The 17,116-nt window shown below is 34.6% G+C and carries 15 protein-coding genes; 9 read left to right on the forward strand and 6 right to left on the reverse strand.

Features of this window, described 5'->3' with window-relative positions:
• The first annotated feature begins 55 nt into the window (after positions 1 to 55).
• Entirely contained in the window at positions 56 to 511 is a 456-nt protein-coding gene (locus tag HS5_RS07745) for a hypothetical protein (RefSeq protein ID WP_236750711.1), read from the forward strand.
• A gap of 13 nt (positions 512 to 524) precedes the next feature.
• Entirely contained in the window at positions 525 to 1,031 is a 507-nt protein-coding gene (locus tag HS5_RS07750; RefSeq protein WP_236750713.1) for a hypothetical protein, read from the forward strand.
• Position 1,032: 1 nt separating this feature from the next.
• Here HS5_RS07750 and HS5_RS07755 read toward each other — a convergent pair whose 3' ends face one another.
• Together HS5_RS07755 and HS5_RS07760 are read right to left on the reverse strand one after the other, a co-directional pair.
• Positions 1,033 to 2,169 (reverse strand): family 1 glycosylhydrolase, encoded by a 1,137-nt coding sequence (locus HS5_RS07755; RefSeq protein WP_236750715.1) that lies wholly within the window; start codon positions 2,167 to 2,169, stop codon positions 1,033 to 1,035.
• A gap of 26 nt (positions 2,170 to 2,195) precedes the next feature.
• A complete protein-coding gene (locus HS5_RS07760; RefSeq protein WP_236750717.1) occupies positions 2,196 to 4,898 on the reverse strand; it encodes a glycoside hydrolase family 57 protein in 2,703 nt (900 codons plus the stop codon).
• Between the two features lie 311 nt (positions 4,899 to 5,209).
• Between HS5_RS07760 and HS5_RS07765 the strand changes: the two genes are divergently transcribed.
• The 5 genes from HS5_RS07765 to HS5_RS07785 are packed head-to-tail and all read left to right on the forward strand — an operon-like array spanning position 5,210 to position 11,477.
• Positions 5,210 to 6,757, forward strand: coding sequence for an extracellular solute-binding protein (locus HS5_RS07765; protein WP_236750721.1), 1,548 nt, complete (start codon positions 5,210 to 5,212; stop codon positions 6,755 to 6,757).
• Positions 6,754 to 7,644: a sugar ABC transporter permease gene (locus HS5_RS07770; RefSeq protein WP_236750723.1), complete on the forward strand. Its 891-nt coding sequence runs from the start codon at positions 6,754 to 6,756 to the stop codon at positions 7,642 to 7,644. Before HS5_RS07765 ends, HS5_RS07770 begins: the two co-directional genes overlap by 4 nt.
• A gap of 9 nt (positions 7,645 to 7,653) precedes the next feature.
• Positions 7,654 to 8,514, forward strand: coding sequence for a sugar ABC transporter permease (locus HS5_RS07775; protein ID WP_236750725.1), 861 nt, complete (start codon positions 7,654 to 7,656; stop codon positions 8,512 to 8,514).
• Between the two features lies 1 nt (position 8,515).
• Positions 8,516 to 9,598: an ABC transporter ATP-binding protein gene (locus HS5_RS07780; RefSeq protein WP_236750727.1), complete on the forward strand. Its 1,083-nt coding sequence runs from the start codon at positions 8,516 to 8,518 to the stop codon at positions 9,596 to 9,598.
• Positions 9,591 to 11,477 (forward strand): glycoside hydrolase, encoded by a 1,887-nt coding sequence (locus tag HS5_RS07785; protein WP_236750728.1) that lies wholly within the window; start codon positions 9,591 to 9,593, stop codon positions 11,475 to 11,477. The genes HS5_RS07780 and HS5_RS07785 overlap by 8 nt, the downstream gene beginning before the upstream one ends.
• Here HS5_RS07785 and thsA read toward each other — a convergent pair.
• Entirely contained in the window at positions 11,457 to 13,094 is a 1,638-nt protein-coding gene (thsA, locus tag HS5_RS07790; protein WP_236750729.1) for a thermosome subunit alpha, read from the reverse strand. The genes HS5_RS07785 and thsA overlap by 21 nt on opposite strands.
• Before the next feature lie 197 nt (positions 13,095 to 13,291).
• On the reverse strand, positions 13,292 to 13,432 hold the full coding sequence (locus HS5_RS07795) for a hypothetical protein (protein WP_236750730.1): 141 nt from the start codon (positions 13,430 to 13,432) through the stop codon (positions 13,292 to 13,294).
• A 244-nt stretch (positions 13,433 to 13,676) separates the two neighbouring features.
• On the opposite strand from HS5_RS07795, the gene HS5_RS07800 reads away from it, so the two are divergent.
• A complete protein-coding gene (locus tag HS5_RS07800; RefSeq protein WP_236750731.1) occupies positions 13,677 to 14,057 on the forward strand; it encodes a hypothetical protein in 381 nt (126 codons plus the stop codon).
• 469 nt (positions 14,058 to 14,526) lie between these two features.
• Here the strand turns inward: HS5_RS07800 and HS5_RS07805 are convergent, their stop codons facing one another.
• Together HS5_RS07805 and HS5_RS07810 are read right to left on the reverse strand one after the other, a co-directional pair.
• Positions 14,527 to 14,823 carry a PIN domain-containing protein gene (locus tag HS5_RS07805; protein WP_346729560.1) on the reverse strand — a complete coding sequence of 99 codons (297 nt, stop codon included), beginning with the start codon at positions 14,821 to 14,823 and terminating at the stop codon, positions 14,527 to 14,529.
• Between the two features lie 87 nt (positions 14,824 to 14,910).
• Positions 14,911 to 15,153: a VapB-type antitoxin gene (locus HS5_RS07810; protein ID WP_236750732.1), complete on the reverse strand. Its 243-nt coding sequence runs from the start codon at positions 15,151 to 15,153 to the stop codon at positions 14,911 to 14,913.
• A 527-nt stretch (positions 15,154 to 15,680) separates the two neighbouring features.
• On the opposite strand from HS5_RS07810, the gene HS5_RS07815 reads away from it, so the two are divergent.
• On the forward strand, positions 15,681 to 16,922 hold the full coding sequence (locus HS5_RS07815; RefSeq protein WP_256445586.1) for a cbb3-type cytochrome c oxidase subunit I: 1,242 nt from the start codon (positions 15,681 to 15,683) through the stop codon (positions 16,920 to 16,922).
• Positions 16,923 to 17,116 lie beyond the last annotated feature (194 nt).

Below are 17,116 nucleotides of genomic sequence, written 5' to 3' on the forward strand. Positions count from 1 at the left end.
TATTCAGAAGTTTTCATAACAAAAGCTTAAATTCATTAGTGAGAAAATTGATATTATGGCTGGCAAGTTTTTATTCATAACTAAAGATAAGAAATTTTTATATGATGGAAAAGTGAGGGAAATTAAGAAGGAACTTCAGGACTTAGATGGAGTGGAAATTAGGTTCGCCAGGCCAATGATTGTATATGACCTAGAAAATGTTAATTTGAGGTATTTCGTGAAAAATTATGGCCAGCTAGTGGTTGGAGACTATACAGTTCTAGACCTGGTTGATTTACTTGAGGAGAATAATTTCATTCTATTTGTTGATCATAAGAAGAAAGTTATTGAAGTCCTTGTTCAAGATAAAGGGATTATTACTTTACCTTACTCTACGTTGGATTTCCTTAGATATTTATTAGCAAAAACTTCCAGAGGAGTCCTATTGGAGAACGCTACTTTCGACATTATTGCTGAGGATCAAAGTTCTCATATCGAACCAAAACACAAGTTAAGATTTAAAATATTTTAATCAAAAATAGCATATGGCAAATTTGACGCTCTTCAAGGCTCTTCTGCTTATTGGTTTCGAGAAAGTTGCACCTCGAACTCTAAAGCGGGGAAACGTAACTATTACGGTAACTTTCGTGCCTAATGTAAGGTGGATAATTAGATTACCTCACGTAACTTACGAACTTTCTACGCAAAAGGATGTTTTGCATAAGCTTGTTCACGAAGGAATAGTTTCCAGGAAAGAGCTAGAATATTTAGCCTCTATCGGATTGGAAATAGCAAAACAGGAAATAGTGCAAAGCGAGGAAATAACTACTGGAAGCCTTATTGACGTGAGGAGGGCTTTCATAACTCAAGTTATAATGCCCAGGTTAGAGTCAGTATTAAGGTCTAATGGAATGAAGTGTCCAGTATGCGGAAAAAGGTTTAGGAGTGTTACGGAGTTTTACAATCACTTAAATGTTACTGAAGTAAGATCTGAGGAACATAAGAAAATTCTTGAAGGAATATATGAGGAAGTTACTGGGATTAAGCCGTGAACTACCCTTGTAATTCCTTAAAGACGGATGCGCTAGGTCTTGGATTTAAATTAATATCATAAAGCCCAAATTTCATTCTGTAACCGAAATTCCACTCAAAGTTGTCGTAAAGGGACCAATACATGTAAGCATCAACCTTTACCCCAGATTTCTTAATTGCGTTTACGTGCTCATTTATAAACTTAGGCCTAATCCTGTCCTTTTCGTCGGCGACTCCGTTCTCAGTTACTAATATAGATTTACCGAAACTTGACGCCTTTCTAAGAACATCAATAAGTCCCTCAGGATAAACTTCCCAACCGTAGTCAGATACTTCCCTTCCTTCTTTTGAGCCAAATTGGCAGAAAGGCCCGTAGCCTTCTAGAGGGATTCCTCTTTCATCAGTTACTAGCCTGGTATAGTAATTTACACCTAACCAGTCAAATTCAATTTTCTTAAGGAAATCAAGTATTTCCTCTTCACCCTTACCTTGTACCGCCGGAATATTGTAAACAATACCGACTTTTTCACCCTTCAGTTCGTCGTAAACTTTTTGGTGAGCTTTAATTACGTTATTTAAGGCTATTTCGTAAGCATTCCTACTGCTTATTCCAGGAGGAAAAACGCCTTGAAGATAACCAAAATTTATCATGAGATTTGGTTCATTAAATGTACACCACATGTCTACATATTCCGAGAACGTATCATGAACGAAACGGGAATATTTTACAAACTCCTCAACAGTAGTTGAAGAATACCAACCTAGAGGACCTTGAGTTAATAATGAATCTCTTGCAGTAATAGGGTCATGAATCCAGATAGGTAAATCGAAGTGGTTTAAGCATAGTATTACCTGGAATCCTTTCTCTTTGAGGTCTTTCAGTACCTCTTTATATTTCTCAACCGCCTCAGTAGATACTTTATCCTTAGATGGGAACAGCCTTCCCCAACTTAGGTTAGTTCTCCAAATGTTCGCGTTTAATTTTACCGCAATATCGTGGATTTCTTTATATTTCGTTAAGTAGAAGTTTTTTGTAGGCAATTCTCCAACAACTTTCCTACTAACTAAGTTAACGTAGTCCGTTAGCCATAAATACCAGTCTGAGTTTTGGTTTAATTCCTCAAATTGAAATGAGGAGATGGAAAAACCGAACTTCATTATATGATAAAAAAGATTTTAGCTTATTAAATCCCCTTTATGCCTTTTTCTATAAAGACTACTAATGCTATACCTATGATTAGGCCTGGTAATAGTATTAACTCCTGCGGATGTACAATATACTCTATTTTATTAACCTTTAAACAAGATAAACTTTGGTTAACGATGGTCTTCTGTATAAGGAAACCGTGAGAATTAATCGGTACTATCGCGTCTCCTATCTCTCCTTTAGTTACTGGAGAATACATACATATTGTAACCTTTCCGGAAATTCCGCACAGCGTTATAATATTAATGCCTGGGCGCAATTCAACTGTTTTGCATACACAATGCGTTCCATTATTTGCTACGATATTCAATACGATCTTATGTTGTAAATTATTGTTAATTATTGCTATTACGCAGTTAACTCCTTCTATAGTACATGTTATGTTAATCTTTGAGAATTGTGCTTTTGTTATATTAACTATTGTAGTAGTGTAGAGTATTGCTTGCTCCTTAAACCATATAGGACCGTGAGCTGGAGCTCCAGTTTGCCAGGTCCAATCGCTTCCTTCTGCAACATATAAGTAATTCCATAATGTATAAAGTAATGCAGTAGAATTCGGTGTATCATTAAATAATAGCGAGACTTCTGGAGAAATTTGTTTACCCAGCATAACCGTGTAAGCAACTAAGTATTCTCTAGCTAAGGATAAATTCTGCCATACCTCAATTTTACCGGGACAACCGTTATTCCAATAGTCTAAGTTGAGATCCCACGAATTAACCGGTAAGTTAGTAATTAATGCTGTAGGCTTATGGGTCTTTATAGCTTCAGATGCAGTTTGCGTAATCAACCATTTTCCTTGACAGTGAGATAACGAAGAGTATATAGCATAGAGATCTGAAGGACCAGTAGTAGGATTAAATATTAACGGATTTTCTCCATCAAGTGCTACAGTAACCACTCCGCCCGGTTTACTCATGTAAATCTGAGCTAATTGTTGAATTAATTCCTTAGCTGTAAGCTGAGGAGATTGGCTGAAGAATTTAAAGCCGAACTCATTAGACAAGGTAGTATTTCTGAACAACACATAGATCGTCTGACCTAAGTTGTTCTCCACTATGAAAGGTTCATCGGGGTTTATAGTCCCGTTAACTAAAGTCACATAAGGAAGGAAAGCTTCGCAGTCTAATATAGTGTAAGAGATGTTACTTTCATTATAAAGACCTACAAGGGCCATGCAGAACGCCATTTCTGGAGTCCATGTACCGTTAGCACAAACTCCAAACACTTCCTTAGTCATATTTTTCCCCATTAATATTTGGGTCTGCACGTCACTCCAGTATCCGTCTTCTAATAACAAGGGTTGTAACGGGTGATAAAAAGGCACTGTAAGCACGTCTACTTTATTTTCCTGTACTAATTTCCTAAATAAATTCAAAGTATAATTAACTGCAATAAGATCATGAGTAACGTTAACGCCAAAGTTAGAAGTAAATGTGGCATTTCTTTCATGCAATATAGTTTCCCATTGATATAGTAAGACTGGAGTAAAGTCAATCGTTACGGCAACATTAAATTCATTTATTAACATTGCTTGTAACTCGTAAGAACCTACTAACTGTCCGTTCCAGTAAAAATCTTGGCCAGTATGTAGCCATACCCAGGGCTGTTCCCACGATCCGTTAGGAGCAACATACAATGGTTGATGCATGTTCCATACTAATACGAAACTTAAGGGTTTCTTGTTTGTAACATTCAATATATATAATCCTTGTAACTGAGTAACTCTGCATAGGGAATTGTTGTAGTAAATCTTAAGTGTTGGATAGTAAATTCCTTGTGGAATACACTTAGTACTGAAGGTAAGATTTACCTCGTTTATTCCGGACTTGAGATTTACAGTAAAATTATGTTTTACAGAATTTATATCTAAACAGAACGTACTTTGTACCGATTTACCATATTCATTATTTAAATATAGGGCAGCAGTTGTATTTTCTCCTTCTGTATATACATATTTGTTGTATGTAGAGTTAATAACAGAAATTGGAGAATAAATATCTTGAATCGCGAAGTTTGTGCAAGATGTATTATGTATCCATGAGTTTATTGTCTGGTCGTGGTAAACCCATTGAACCCATTGGCCACGTTGAAATGGACCAATAATTATTGAATAATTTCCCCATAGTGGGTTATATTGCATTTCCGTACAAGATATATCAGTCCATGATAAACCTGTTTGTGGACCGGTAGTAAGTCCGTAATGGATGAATAGATCGTCTGGAGCTCTACCTATCGCTGTAATTAATATAGAACCGTTCTGGAGAACGGTAGCATATGTTTGACCTACATTAGTTGGGTTTACTTCCAGATTCCAATTCCAGAACGGGTGGCAGTTGTAATTAATCCATTGTCCAGTAGTATTATCGTAAAATACCCAAGCTATCCATGTTCCGTTATTAAATGGGCCTATTGTTGCTGTAAAATTACTTCCGTCCCATGACATTTCTTTGTTAAAAACTTCCGTCCAAGATTGCTGAGGGCCGTTTTCAATACCGTAATGTAGGATAACTGTATTGGATTTACATATTCCAGATATATAGACTGTAACGTAACCTGAGAGAGTTACACCAAAATTTACAGTATATGTATGAGACTGGCTAAATGTTGCTATAGACGTTAAACTTATCAAAAAAAGTATAAAAACGATATATGCGAAAATTTTTTGTTTGATTAACATCATGAAAAACTTTTAGAATCGGAAATAAAGTTTTCTTTTAAAAAGTTAGTTAAATTATACTATTTTATAAAGTTTTTAGATAGGCCCTTTTGTATTCTTAAGAATTATTGCGAGTTCTTATAAATGACTTTGCTTTTGTATTCCATATACTTATTTTTTATATAAGCATTTACAAGGTATTTATATAGATATGAATAAAGTTAAATTGTTGTTACAGTAATAACTAACATTATTATATAGTTATAGTTATCAACTTATACAACAAAATTTAAAAGATATAATACGGGTAATTTTCTTGTAGGTGTAAAATAATGAAGTATAGAAAGAATTCCAAATTGGCCTTATCTAGAGTAACGGCTATAATAGTGGTCGTAATAATTATCGTAGCTGCAATCGCAGTATTTTATGTTCTTGTCAAACCTCCGTCAAGCGTTACTACAACTACCAGCACAAAACCTCCTACAATTACTACACCTTTAAACATAACCAATGCAACCGACTTGATGAAGATAGTAGGACTTACTTCAGCTCCTTCGAAGTCCGTGACCATAACTGTTTGGAATAGCTATAGTACCTCAGAAAACGAAGCGTTCAATAAGACGCTAATTGCTTTCGAACGCGAATTTCCGTGGATTCATGTGGATGTAACTTACGGTGTTGGAGTAGGCTGTTCTAATTTCGAAACTGCAGCAAAAGCCCACGATGCTCCGATAGTATATAGAGATACTTCAAACTCCGGAGGCGCATTATTCTGTGCTGGACTGCTATTGAATCTAAGCGATTATTTACCGCCTCAAGTATTTTCACTATATCTAAATTGCTCTATATCTGATTGGTCCATAGGAAAAGCAGTTTACGGTCTTCCAGATGATATTAACTATATATTAATGTTCTATAACAAGCAATACATACCTTATGCTCCAAATACAACTTGCGAAATGGTAAAAATTGCTGAGCAAGTAAATACTACAGATCATGTCTGGGGAATAGCCTATGGTGCTAGCGATGAGTACGGTTACAGATTTGCTGCGTGGTTTGCAGGATACGGAGGACATATATTTACTACTCAAAACGGCCAAGTTGTTCCAGCGCTTAATTCAACTGCAATGGCTGACGCGTTGAACTTCTGGTACAACCTTACTTATGATTTACATGTTAACTATTTAGCACCCAGTACTGGAGCTGGAGGAGCAGAAGGAGAACTGTTCGAAGCTGGCAAAGCAGCAATTATATTTGACGGACCTTGGGATCTTGGTGCATACTTGCAAGCCTTAGGTTCTAATTTAGGAGCAGCACCTCTGCCTGTTATAAGCCAAACTGGAATGAGAGCTGAGCCATTCTTAGGAGCTACTGGCTGGATGATATCTAATCCGTCTGTTAGCGGAGCATGCTCATTACAGATAAAGGCTGCATTAATCTTCATATTATTCGTAACTAACTGCCAGTCTACATATAGATTATGGAACGTAGCTCACGATATACCTGCCAATAAAGTGGCTTATAACGAAGCAATGGCGGAATTGAAAGCAGGAAAATTATCCCCATCATATCTTAACCAAATAATGGAAGGAGTTCTAGAACAAGCACAGTATACTCAGAAATTCCCCAATATACCGCAAATGGCATATTACTGGGACTCATTCCACATAGGTGCTAGCGAATTCTTCGCACAACAGATTAATGCACAAACAGCAACTCAAACTATGGAGAGCAACTTTATTAGTTGCTTAAAGAAGAACGGCTTCTTATCTTCGTCATTTGAGATACTTCCATTACCTCCGGCATTCCTTGATGCAGTATTGCTGTTACTCTCAGTGTTCATGATTCCTGAAATTAAATATAAGGTGAAGGCTTTATGAAAGCAGAAAATAAAGAAAGTGAAGATAATAGCCTTTTTTATATTCTTCCTATATTGATTTTTACAATATTTATATTTATTTTACCTTTGGTTTACGCTTTATATATCTCTTTTACTAACATGAATTTATTCCATTTACTTAGATATAATATTGTAGGATTGTATAATTATGTTATAATTTTCAAGTGTGGTTATTTCTGGACATTAATTAAGAATACACTAATATGGACTTTAGGTAGCTTAATTACTATGATGGGTCTAGGTTTTTTATTGGCATTAATATTAAACCAGAAGGAAATTAAAGGGAAGTCACTATTCTATGCCTTTCTCATCTTACCTTGGGCATTTCCTGGCTTTATATCACTTTTAATTTGGCAAGGACTTTGGGTCGATCCTTACGGAATGATGAATAGACTTATTTTACCTATGTTTCATTTGCCTAGAATTAACTCGTTGATTTCAACTACAGATGCGTGGATAGAATTGATTCTAACTAATGATTGGTTATCATTTCCTTACTTTATGACAGTGTTCTATTCAGCATTACAGAGCATACCTCATGAAATGTATGAAATAGCAGATTTGGACGGAGCTGGAACTTTAACTAAGTTCTTTAGGATAACTATGCCTTCACTTAAGAAAACTATAGCCTTTGTATTTATAACGAGTTTCGTATTTACGTGGAATAATTTTTATCCTATATTCGTATTAACGGGCGGTGGGCCTGGAATTTCTACTGAAACTTTCATAGTTTATGCTTATCAAGAGGCTTTTGACTATAGTAATTTTGCGTTAGCCTCTGCATGGTCTGTTATTTCTACAATATTTGTGATAATTTTAGGTTTAATTGTAATAAAATATACTCATATATTAGATTCGTTTAGTTGAGGTGAGATTATGAAAATTCTAAAATATATTAGACTAATAATTTCCTACGCGATTTTAATATTCATGGCTCTTTTTTCTGTATTTCCATTATATTATATAATAATGACTTCGCTAAGCAATGCTCCTAATCTGATCTCTTTAGATGTTTCAGATTTGATTCCTAAACATATCTATTTTGCAGCGTACAAAGATTTGCTAACCGCTAATTATTATGGTGGGAGCTTTCCTATATGGATCAGAAATAGTTTGATCTTAGCCTCCTCTACTGCAGTAATTTCAATTTTGCTCGCAATGATAACTGGTTACGCATTATCTAGACTAAATATACCTGCAAAGAAAACTTTAGCTGCATTTATTTATATAGTAACCTTCTTTCCATATACTGCCACAGCAGTTCCTCTCTACTTAATGTTCGCTAAATTCCATATGCTGAATTACATAGGTTTAATTATAGCCTATACTCCTGGGACTTCAATATTTGCGGCTTTCTTGGCAAAACTTGCAATAGATTCTATTCCTCCTTCATATGAGGAAATAGCAATGGTCGATGGTTTATCTAGATTTCAAGTATTTTTAAGAATAGTTATGAGGTTAGCTTTGCCTATAGTAGCTTTAACTGCAATACTTAGTTTCTCAGGAGCTTACCTAGATTTTGCTTTAGCTTATGCCTTCCTATTACCTCATGTAACTAACTGGACTGCTACTATCGGCCTTTATTATGCTGCAGGGCTATTAAATCCTGCAAGTGCTCCCAACTATAATTTATTTGCTGCAGGTTCGGTTATAATGGGAATTCCGTTGACCGCACTTTTCATAGTATCTCAGAGGATGATGACTAGAGCTTATAGTACATTAGCAGGGGTGAAGTGAAATGCCTCACGTAAAATTAGAAGATGTGTGGAAAATATATAAGGAAAAGAAGAAGACTGTAGAAGTACTTAGGGGTATAAACCTAGAAATAGATAAGGGAGATTTTGTAGTCGTACTGGGTCCGTCAGGAGAAGGCAAGACTACTATATTAAGGATAATCTCTGGTTTACTTAGACAGGATAAAGGACATGTGTATTTAAGAGGTAAGTTAGTTGACGACATGTCTCCTAAGGATAGAAATGTTGCAATGGTGCCTCAGAATTATGCCGTATATCCCTTTATGACAGTATTTGATAATATAGCTTTTCCGCTAAAGATAGAGCATGTTCCTAAAGATGAGATAAAGAAGAAAGTTGTAGAAGTATCTGAAATGCTAAAGATAGATAATTTACTTGATAGAAAGCCCTCACAGCTGAGCGGAGGCCAGTTACAGAGGGTAGCAATTGCTAGAGCATTAGTTAAGAATGCAGATATAATATTAATGGATGAACCTCTCTCCAACCTTGATGCACAAGTTAGGGTAATAGCTAGAGAAGAATTGAAAGAGCTTCAACAAAAGCTAGGGCCTACTATCATTTACGTGACTCACGATCAAGCTGAGGCTTTAAGTTTGGCTACAAAATTAGCTCTATTGCATGAGGGAAAGATACAGGCTTATGGAGATCCTCTGGAGCTATATAGACAGCCTAATAATGCATGGGTAGGAAGCTTTCTAGGAAATCCTGCAATGAATCTAATTAGGGCTGAAGTATCTGGAGAGAAGATAGAATTTGATGGTCAAACAATTCCTTTACCAGAGAGATTTAAAGGAGTCTTGAACACTAATAAGGTAATCCTGGGCATAAGACCAGAAAACATAGAAATTTCACAAGATGGTGACGTAGAAGGTGTTGTGGAATTATTAGAAGAGCTAGGTAGCTTTACAATCATACATGTGAAAGTAGGTAATGATATAATAAAAGTGATAGATAAGGCTTTTATAAAAAGGGAAAAAGGAGAGAAGCTTAAGCTAAAACTTGATTATACAAAGATTGAATTGTTCGATGCAGACTCTGGAGTCAATTTGATGGTGAAAAATGACTAAGAAAATAAAAACTAGAGCTATGATCTTTTTTATAGTCTTATTATTTCTTATTCCTCATTATTATTATTATTTTTCTTATGCATCCTCTAAAAATTGTTATATTAACCCTTATTATCCATCTTACTTACTTCTAAATAATTGGAGGAATCTTACGGTTTGGATTCCTACGGGAATACAAGTGATAAACAGAGAACTAGACGGATTTCCATTATATAACGCTTCAATAAGGAACATAGCTTTAGAAGATAAAGGAATACTTAATCTCATCGTTTGTCTCGGAGTTAAGACAAAGGAGGCTTACTTACAGCTTAACAATACAGTGCTCATAAAATGCAATAATACAGTGTGTATAGTACTTCCTCCTTATACTTGGTATCTATTACTTCTTGTAAATGTTAAAACACCTTTTAATGTTACTATAGAGTCTAACTCAAACTGGACTTCCCAAGCAAATTATTATAGAAATAATATAACTTGGCTAGCAACTAACAGTACCGTAATAACAATGAAAACTACTGCAATTATCAGTTTCCAAGAACGTGGAATGTATTACGTTGAACTATCACTATTTACAGCTCCATGCAATAATATCTCCCATTTGACTACACTAAATAATAATGAAGTTAAATCATGGCTAAGTAAAAGTGAAATTCCAAAATATTTACCTAAAAGTCTATTAAGTGAATACTACTTGTCTTTACTCGTAATAAAGGATGATCAAAACCCTTACCTAGGTAATTTTGCCGCTTCTCCTTCTCCCGTATATCTTTATTCTTGGGTTAGGGATTCATCGTTTGCAGCAATTGCATTACAAGAATCCGGCCATTACTCGTCGGCATTAAAATACTGGTTATGGATGGCTAACGCTACTTGTATGTATAACGGTACGTGGTATACTAGGTATAACTTCTATGACGGAAAACCTTGTATAGGATTCGGAATACCCGAACTCGATAGTCTAGGAATATTCGAAATGGGAATATATAATTTCTATAATCTTACACACAATACTTCATTTATTAACGAGATTAAACCAAGGCTATGCAAGATAATTAGATTCCAAACTTACGAGGTACTTAAAAATAAATTTCATCTAATTCCAGAGGATTTAAGTGTGTGGGAAGATAGGTTAGCTTACCACTTCTGGACTGAGGCATTTAACGATCTTGGGCTGTACTATATGGAAAAACTAGGGTTCAATGTAAGTTATGAAGAGAAACTGCTGAACATGAACATAATACAACACTTCTGGAGGAACGGATATTTTGTCTCCGCATTGGGGCAATCTGTGTTGTACGAAGAGAGCGGGGCAGTAATAGTATTATGTCCAATGCCTCCAGATATAGATTCCTCGACTTTACTACCTTTAGACATGGGTTATTTACCTTTAAATTCTAACTATAGTGAGCAGGATCTTAAGGCTGTAGTATCTAACTTAACTGTTAATGGTGGTCTTTCAAGGTTTTCTGACGATCTTTATCACTATTCTCAAGATTTATACGATAGCTGTGAACAAAGTCCACCGTGGGTTATTACTACCATGTTTGAGGCTTTATATTACGCAAGAATAGGAGAGTTAAACTCTTCAATAAAATTGTTATGCTGGGCATACAATCATTCGCAACAAGGATTACTGCCCGAAGCTATAGCCCCAGTAAAAGGATATCCTTTACCTACAACTTCTCCATTAACCTGGTCTTCGGCAATGTTTGTTATAGTTTCACTTAATTTACACGAACAAAAAGAACAGATAGAAAAAACTACTACCACTATTAATAATGCGAACGAATATATAATTCCATCCATAATTACTCTAGTAATTTTACTTGCAATAGTAATAATATATAGAAAAATAATTTTACATTCCAGGCATTCCTGACATTCCTGGATATCCGCCGGGATATCCGCCGCCTTCTTGTTGCGGTGGCTGTTTTGCAGGTGCTGCAGCAATTAGGTCGTCGATCTTTAATATTGCAGTTGCAGCTTCTGTAGCTCCTTTCAATACTTGTTCTTTGACCTTTAATGAATCCACAACATTAATCTTTGTCATGTCTTCTACTAATTTACCATGCATTACGTCAACTCCGCTTTTATCTAAACCTTTTGCATGCATAGTCCTTAAATTAACTAAAGCCTCTGTAGGATCAAGTCCGGCAGTCTCTGCTAAAGTTACTGCAATCTCCTCTAAAGCGTTGGCATAAGCCTCTAGAGCTAACTGCTCTTTTCCTGGGAGAGATTCTTTTCTAAGCCTCATTGCTAATTCTTCCTCAAAAGCTCCTCCTCCTGCGACTACGTACGGGTATATTATTACGTTCCTAATGGAATTTAGCACATCATTTAAGCTTCTCTCTACTTCATCCATTGCAATGTCTGTTGCTCCTCTTATTAATATAGTGACTACTTTTGCGTTCTTTACTCCTTCAATGAATATTGCTTTGTCTTTTCCTACGTTCCTCTCTTCAACTACTTTCGCATAACCTAATGCTGAGGAATCTAAATCCTCTACAGAGCTTATTATTGTAGCTCCGGTCGTCTTTGCTATCTTTTCTAGGTCTCCCCTGCTTACGTTCTTTATTCCCATTATTTTTCTCTTTGATAAGAAGTACTGTGCAATATCGTCCATCCCTTTCTGGCAGACAACGACGGTGGCTCCAGTTGAGGCAATCTTATCTACAATGCTCCTTAAGTACTTTGCTTGCTCATCAAGGGCTGACTTTATTTGATCTGGAGATGTTAAGCTTAACTTTGATGTGATCTCCGTCTTTTGTACCTCTAAAGGAAAATCTATTACGGCAATTTTCGCTTCATCAACTCTCCTCGGCATTCCTTCGTGAGCTACTTCCTTATCTAGAACGAAACCCTTCACTAATTCAGTATCTTCCACAGATTCTCCTCTCTTCTTTACCATTTTTATATTACTAAGGTCAATAATGTACTCATTTCCTACTTTATCCATTATTGATAAAACAGCATCAATTGAAAGGTCTATTATCTTATTTATTTCGTCACCTTCAGAGAAGAATTTGCTTGATAATGTAGTGTAAGCTATTTCCTTTAAGGAGTTTCTATCTTCAGGATTTATTTGAATAGCTATTTCTTTTGATATTTCAAGAGCCTTGTCTAATGCCTTTTTAAATCCCTCAATAACGGTAGTGGGATGAATATTCTGATCCAGAAGCTTTCCTGCCTCATCAAGGAGGAAGCCTGAAAGTACTACTGCTGTAGTTGTTCCGTCTCCTACTTCAGAATCCTGAACTTTTGCGGTCTCGACAACTATTCTTGCTGCAGGGTGTTGAACTTCTAAATCCTTAACAATCGTAGCTCCGTCGTTTGTTATTGTTATATCGCTTGTTGATGATACCATCATTTTATCTAATCCTCTAGGTCCTAAGGATGTCTTTAGCATTTCAGCCAAAGTCCTTACTGCAGTTATGTTAGAAAGAATTACGTCCTTTCCTGATTCTCTGCTAGTGTTTTCCTTGAATATTGAAGCCAAATTCTCACGGGGTAAGATTAGTATTGGTTATATAAATAACTGTCCATTAACGAGTTGCTGTATATTGAAACAAAGTATAGTTTTTACGATTTTTCAAGGAACTACTTAAATCTATTTTAGCTAAATATGAGCGGAATGCTGACAATATTCTCATTTACAGTATTGATCCAAAAACTGTATCGTATTTATTTGGGATATTAGATCTCATTAGAGGGTTTACTTACATTAGCCTTTTCTTGAGCATTCTTCATAATCAGTTTCCAGAGCTCATCTAACTCTTCTTTGCTCGCAATAACTAAGTAACCCTCTCCTTTATTGTCCTTATCTTCAATTCTCATAGACATAATTTTGTCATAATGTATTAAAAAGGATATGCCGATTTCTCTTATTGAATTTTGAAAAGTTGTTAAGAGCATAAGGTCTGCTAGTTCCTTTAAGTGCTATATGAACTGTGATACTTTAAGATGTTATGGACTAGTATAATATATTATGTTTTTAGATAAATTCAAGTGAGCCTTGATGCATACGCCAAATGCCTATATAAGTAAAACTATTTATTTTATCTCCGCTAATTTTTACTCGATGTTCTTTGTTAATCTTACAGCCATTAGCTATTTTGGTGTAACGGGTCTCATTATAAACGCAATGGTAGGTAGTTTAACTTTCTTGTTTTATAAAGTGATGGAGCCTGAGCGTAAGAAGGGAATACTTATGGTTGGTATGGGACAGATGGTAGCTAATGACGGGATAAGTACATTAGGTATTTACGTTTACCGCTACGCTCTTGGGAAAGAAGTATACCTCCCTATATTGATCGGTTTTACTATTGAGTCAGTTCTAATTTTCACGTTTTTAGGCTTATACATATCCGGAAGAATATTATCGTCTAAAATGAGGAAGAGAGTCTTAGGAACGATAGTTTCCATTCTTTGGATTCCGTTAATAATATTTGCTGTATTATGAACTAATTAGCTCTTATCTATAATGTTTATAAGTGTTCAACGATAAGAACAACACTCACTAGTTGTATATGAATTGAATTCCGTTAAGATGGCTAATGAGATATTGAAACTTTTTCATTGGCTTTGTCAGACTTTATAGGACAAGTTATTCTTCTTAGAAAGATCATCGGACTTTAAGTTGCAAACAGATATAATTTGAATTGCCATTATTTCCTCTTTACCAAATATATAGTTTTTTCATTATAGCTACAAGGGAGTAATATAATTAACTTACGGTCTTAGCAGTAGGACTGATAACAATATTAACAAGGTATATTTTTGCATTCTCGGACTTTTATATCCCTCCACTTTACTAAGGATAAAGGTTATGCTTTAAATTATTAGGGCACAAAAGAAAGAGGTCTTTAATATAATTTCGAATAGACTAGGATGAAATCTTTGTTCGTTAATTAAGATGATATTTTTATCTCTTAATTTATATTTTCTATAAAAATTACGTCTTTTAAATCTTTATTTTTTAACTCTTTTTCCATTTTAAATAAGGCTTTAATACCTAATCCTTCGGCTGTAGCAATAACTGACGCGTCAACGAATGATAATGCGTATTTACATTTAATTTCTGCTATGGAATCTGCAAATTTCAACGCATCGATTACGGTGAAATATCCTGAGTCTAGCAGTTCTTCTACCAATTCTCTGGCTTTATTAATACCGTATTTCCTGCATATTACATAAGATAGCTCTGTTATAGTTAGGTTAGTTATAATATTGGTTCAACCTTATTATCTGAGATTAATTTAATAAACTTCTTGCCAAGTTCTGTAGATTCTATTGCTTCAACAAGTACTCCAGTATCAACTACCACCTTCATCCTCTTTTCTAGACCTCTCTAATTCTTCTTTAACTCCTTTTGCGGAACCTAAAAGTGAAAGTAATAGCTGAGGGTCTTTTTCCTTTTTCTTATTATTCTCGTAAAATTCTATCAAATATCTTATAGTATCGTTTAAACTGACCCTTTTACCTTCATTTAGTTGAAGTTCAGCAGAAATTTCAAATAACCTCTCCTTAACGTCTTTACTAACTCTTATTGTGCTCATAAAATACACTAAGCAATCAGGTATATAAAGAGTATACAATGTATACGTATGAGTTTTGTCAAATAGAGCGTGGTGACGAGCTTCTTTGTAATTTTATATAGTGCTGATTTTAAGACTATAATAATGAGTTCCAGTAATTGAATTTTAATATTCCTAATAATTTCTAGCTAGCCCTTTGTCCTAAACGATTAGTATTTTGGTTTTAATACTTATAAAATACTAGCTTTAAACACACAGTTTAGAATTTAAATGTCAACGATAACCATTCTTATTTCAGTATGGACGATATAATATATGAATAATATCTTATCATTTAAAAGTTTTTAAACAAATAAAACTATAAAACGCATGTATGGAAAACTATGTAATTTTCCTAAATTTATTTAATTATGTTAGGTGGTAATATGAGGATGAGGTCTTCAACGTTATATTTTATTGGAGCAATTTCGTGGTTAATTATAACTGGCTTAGGTGCAATGAACCTTAGGACTTATCTATTGAACTAAGGCTCAGAAAGCTTTGACGAAATATATTACTTTATGTTGACACTGCACGGGGATTCTGGAATGATAGCTTTTATTGCGTTCTCTAGCTTAGCAATATCTATTTTTCTAATCGAGAAGAAATACAAATTAAATTATAAGATACTTAATATTTTATTCATAATAGCAAATTTAGGAATGATAATCTATTTTCTGGGAGGTCCAATAATAGGTTGGTATATGCTTTATCCCCTTTCAACACAGTGTAGCAATTTTATAGGCATATATGGTAGGCACTTTTGGATAAGCTACGTTGGCATACTATTATTTTCCATATCCGTTGAGATAGCCTCAATTTATTTGTGGAGGAAATCCAGTAGTTTGGTCTTTATTTCCTTAACATTAATGGTTTTTTCAATGCCTTTTCTAGGGGTTACAATGATACTTTACATTATAAGCGCAATTAAAAGAATTTTCATATCACCTATAATTCTTGCTATATTGTTCTGGGAGTACGGGTCTCCTGATACTTATTTCCTAACTTTTGTAGTTTTCGAATTACTCTATACTATCTTTAAGCCCTATAGCATGAAATGGATAACGTGGTCTAAATACCCTCTTATAATTCTTCCTTTTCTAATATTTGCTAACCATCTTCAAACGTGGCCTATACCTTCTGCAATAAGAGAGCTTTCTGACTTCTCTACAATATTTCTTACCGGCTTTATCGCAATTTTATTCTTGAACTTGGTAATTCCCCTGCTCAAGAATTCTATATCTTCTACTATTGAATTTCTAGGAGCTGTTACGTTGAGCGGATTTTCAATTTCTACTATATTCTCAGTAGTATTACCGTTTAATTTCATTGATCCGATATTACATAATACCTACTATGTAGCAGGAAGTTTCCATTCGATAATATGGGACTTTTTGATAACCGGATTCTTTCTAGGGTTTTACATGTTTGTCTCAACATTTGAGGTAAAAAAGATTGTTAAAGAACACCTTCTAAAGGCTTCAATACTAACTTGGTTAATTTCATCTACAATATTAAGCTATATAATGATGGTTGCAGGTTATGAAGGTCTAATAAGAAGGGAAGTTGTATTTTCACAAAAGTTTCTAGTCCTTATGGATTTAATGTCTACATTCGCATTTATTGCTGTTTTTGGAATAGGCTTAGCATTTTCGATAGAAATTTCCAAATTAATAATGAGTATTAAGATTAAGAAGGTGAAAGGCAAAAAGATTATGAAAGTTGTAGAGAAATTACGTCGAAATTTTTAGCTTTTTGTAATATTAAAATTCTAATAAATATCTGTCAGTAGCCAATTTTAAACATTTATTAAATTAATATAACTCTTCATATTATAATTTCAGATCTGGAGATATAATTACTCCCTCCTAAGCTTTTTAGCTTCTTCTTTCTCCGTTATTCCCAATAAAACTTCATATCGTTATTTTAGCGTACTCAACTCATT

Origin of the sequence: Acidianus sp. HS-5 (genome assembly GCF_021655615.1) — an archaeon.
Taxonomy (GTDB): Archaea; Thermoproteota; Thermoprotei_A; order Sulfolobales; family Sulfolobaceae; genus Acidianus.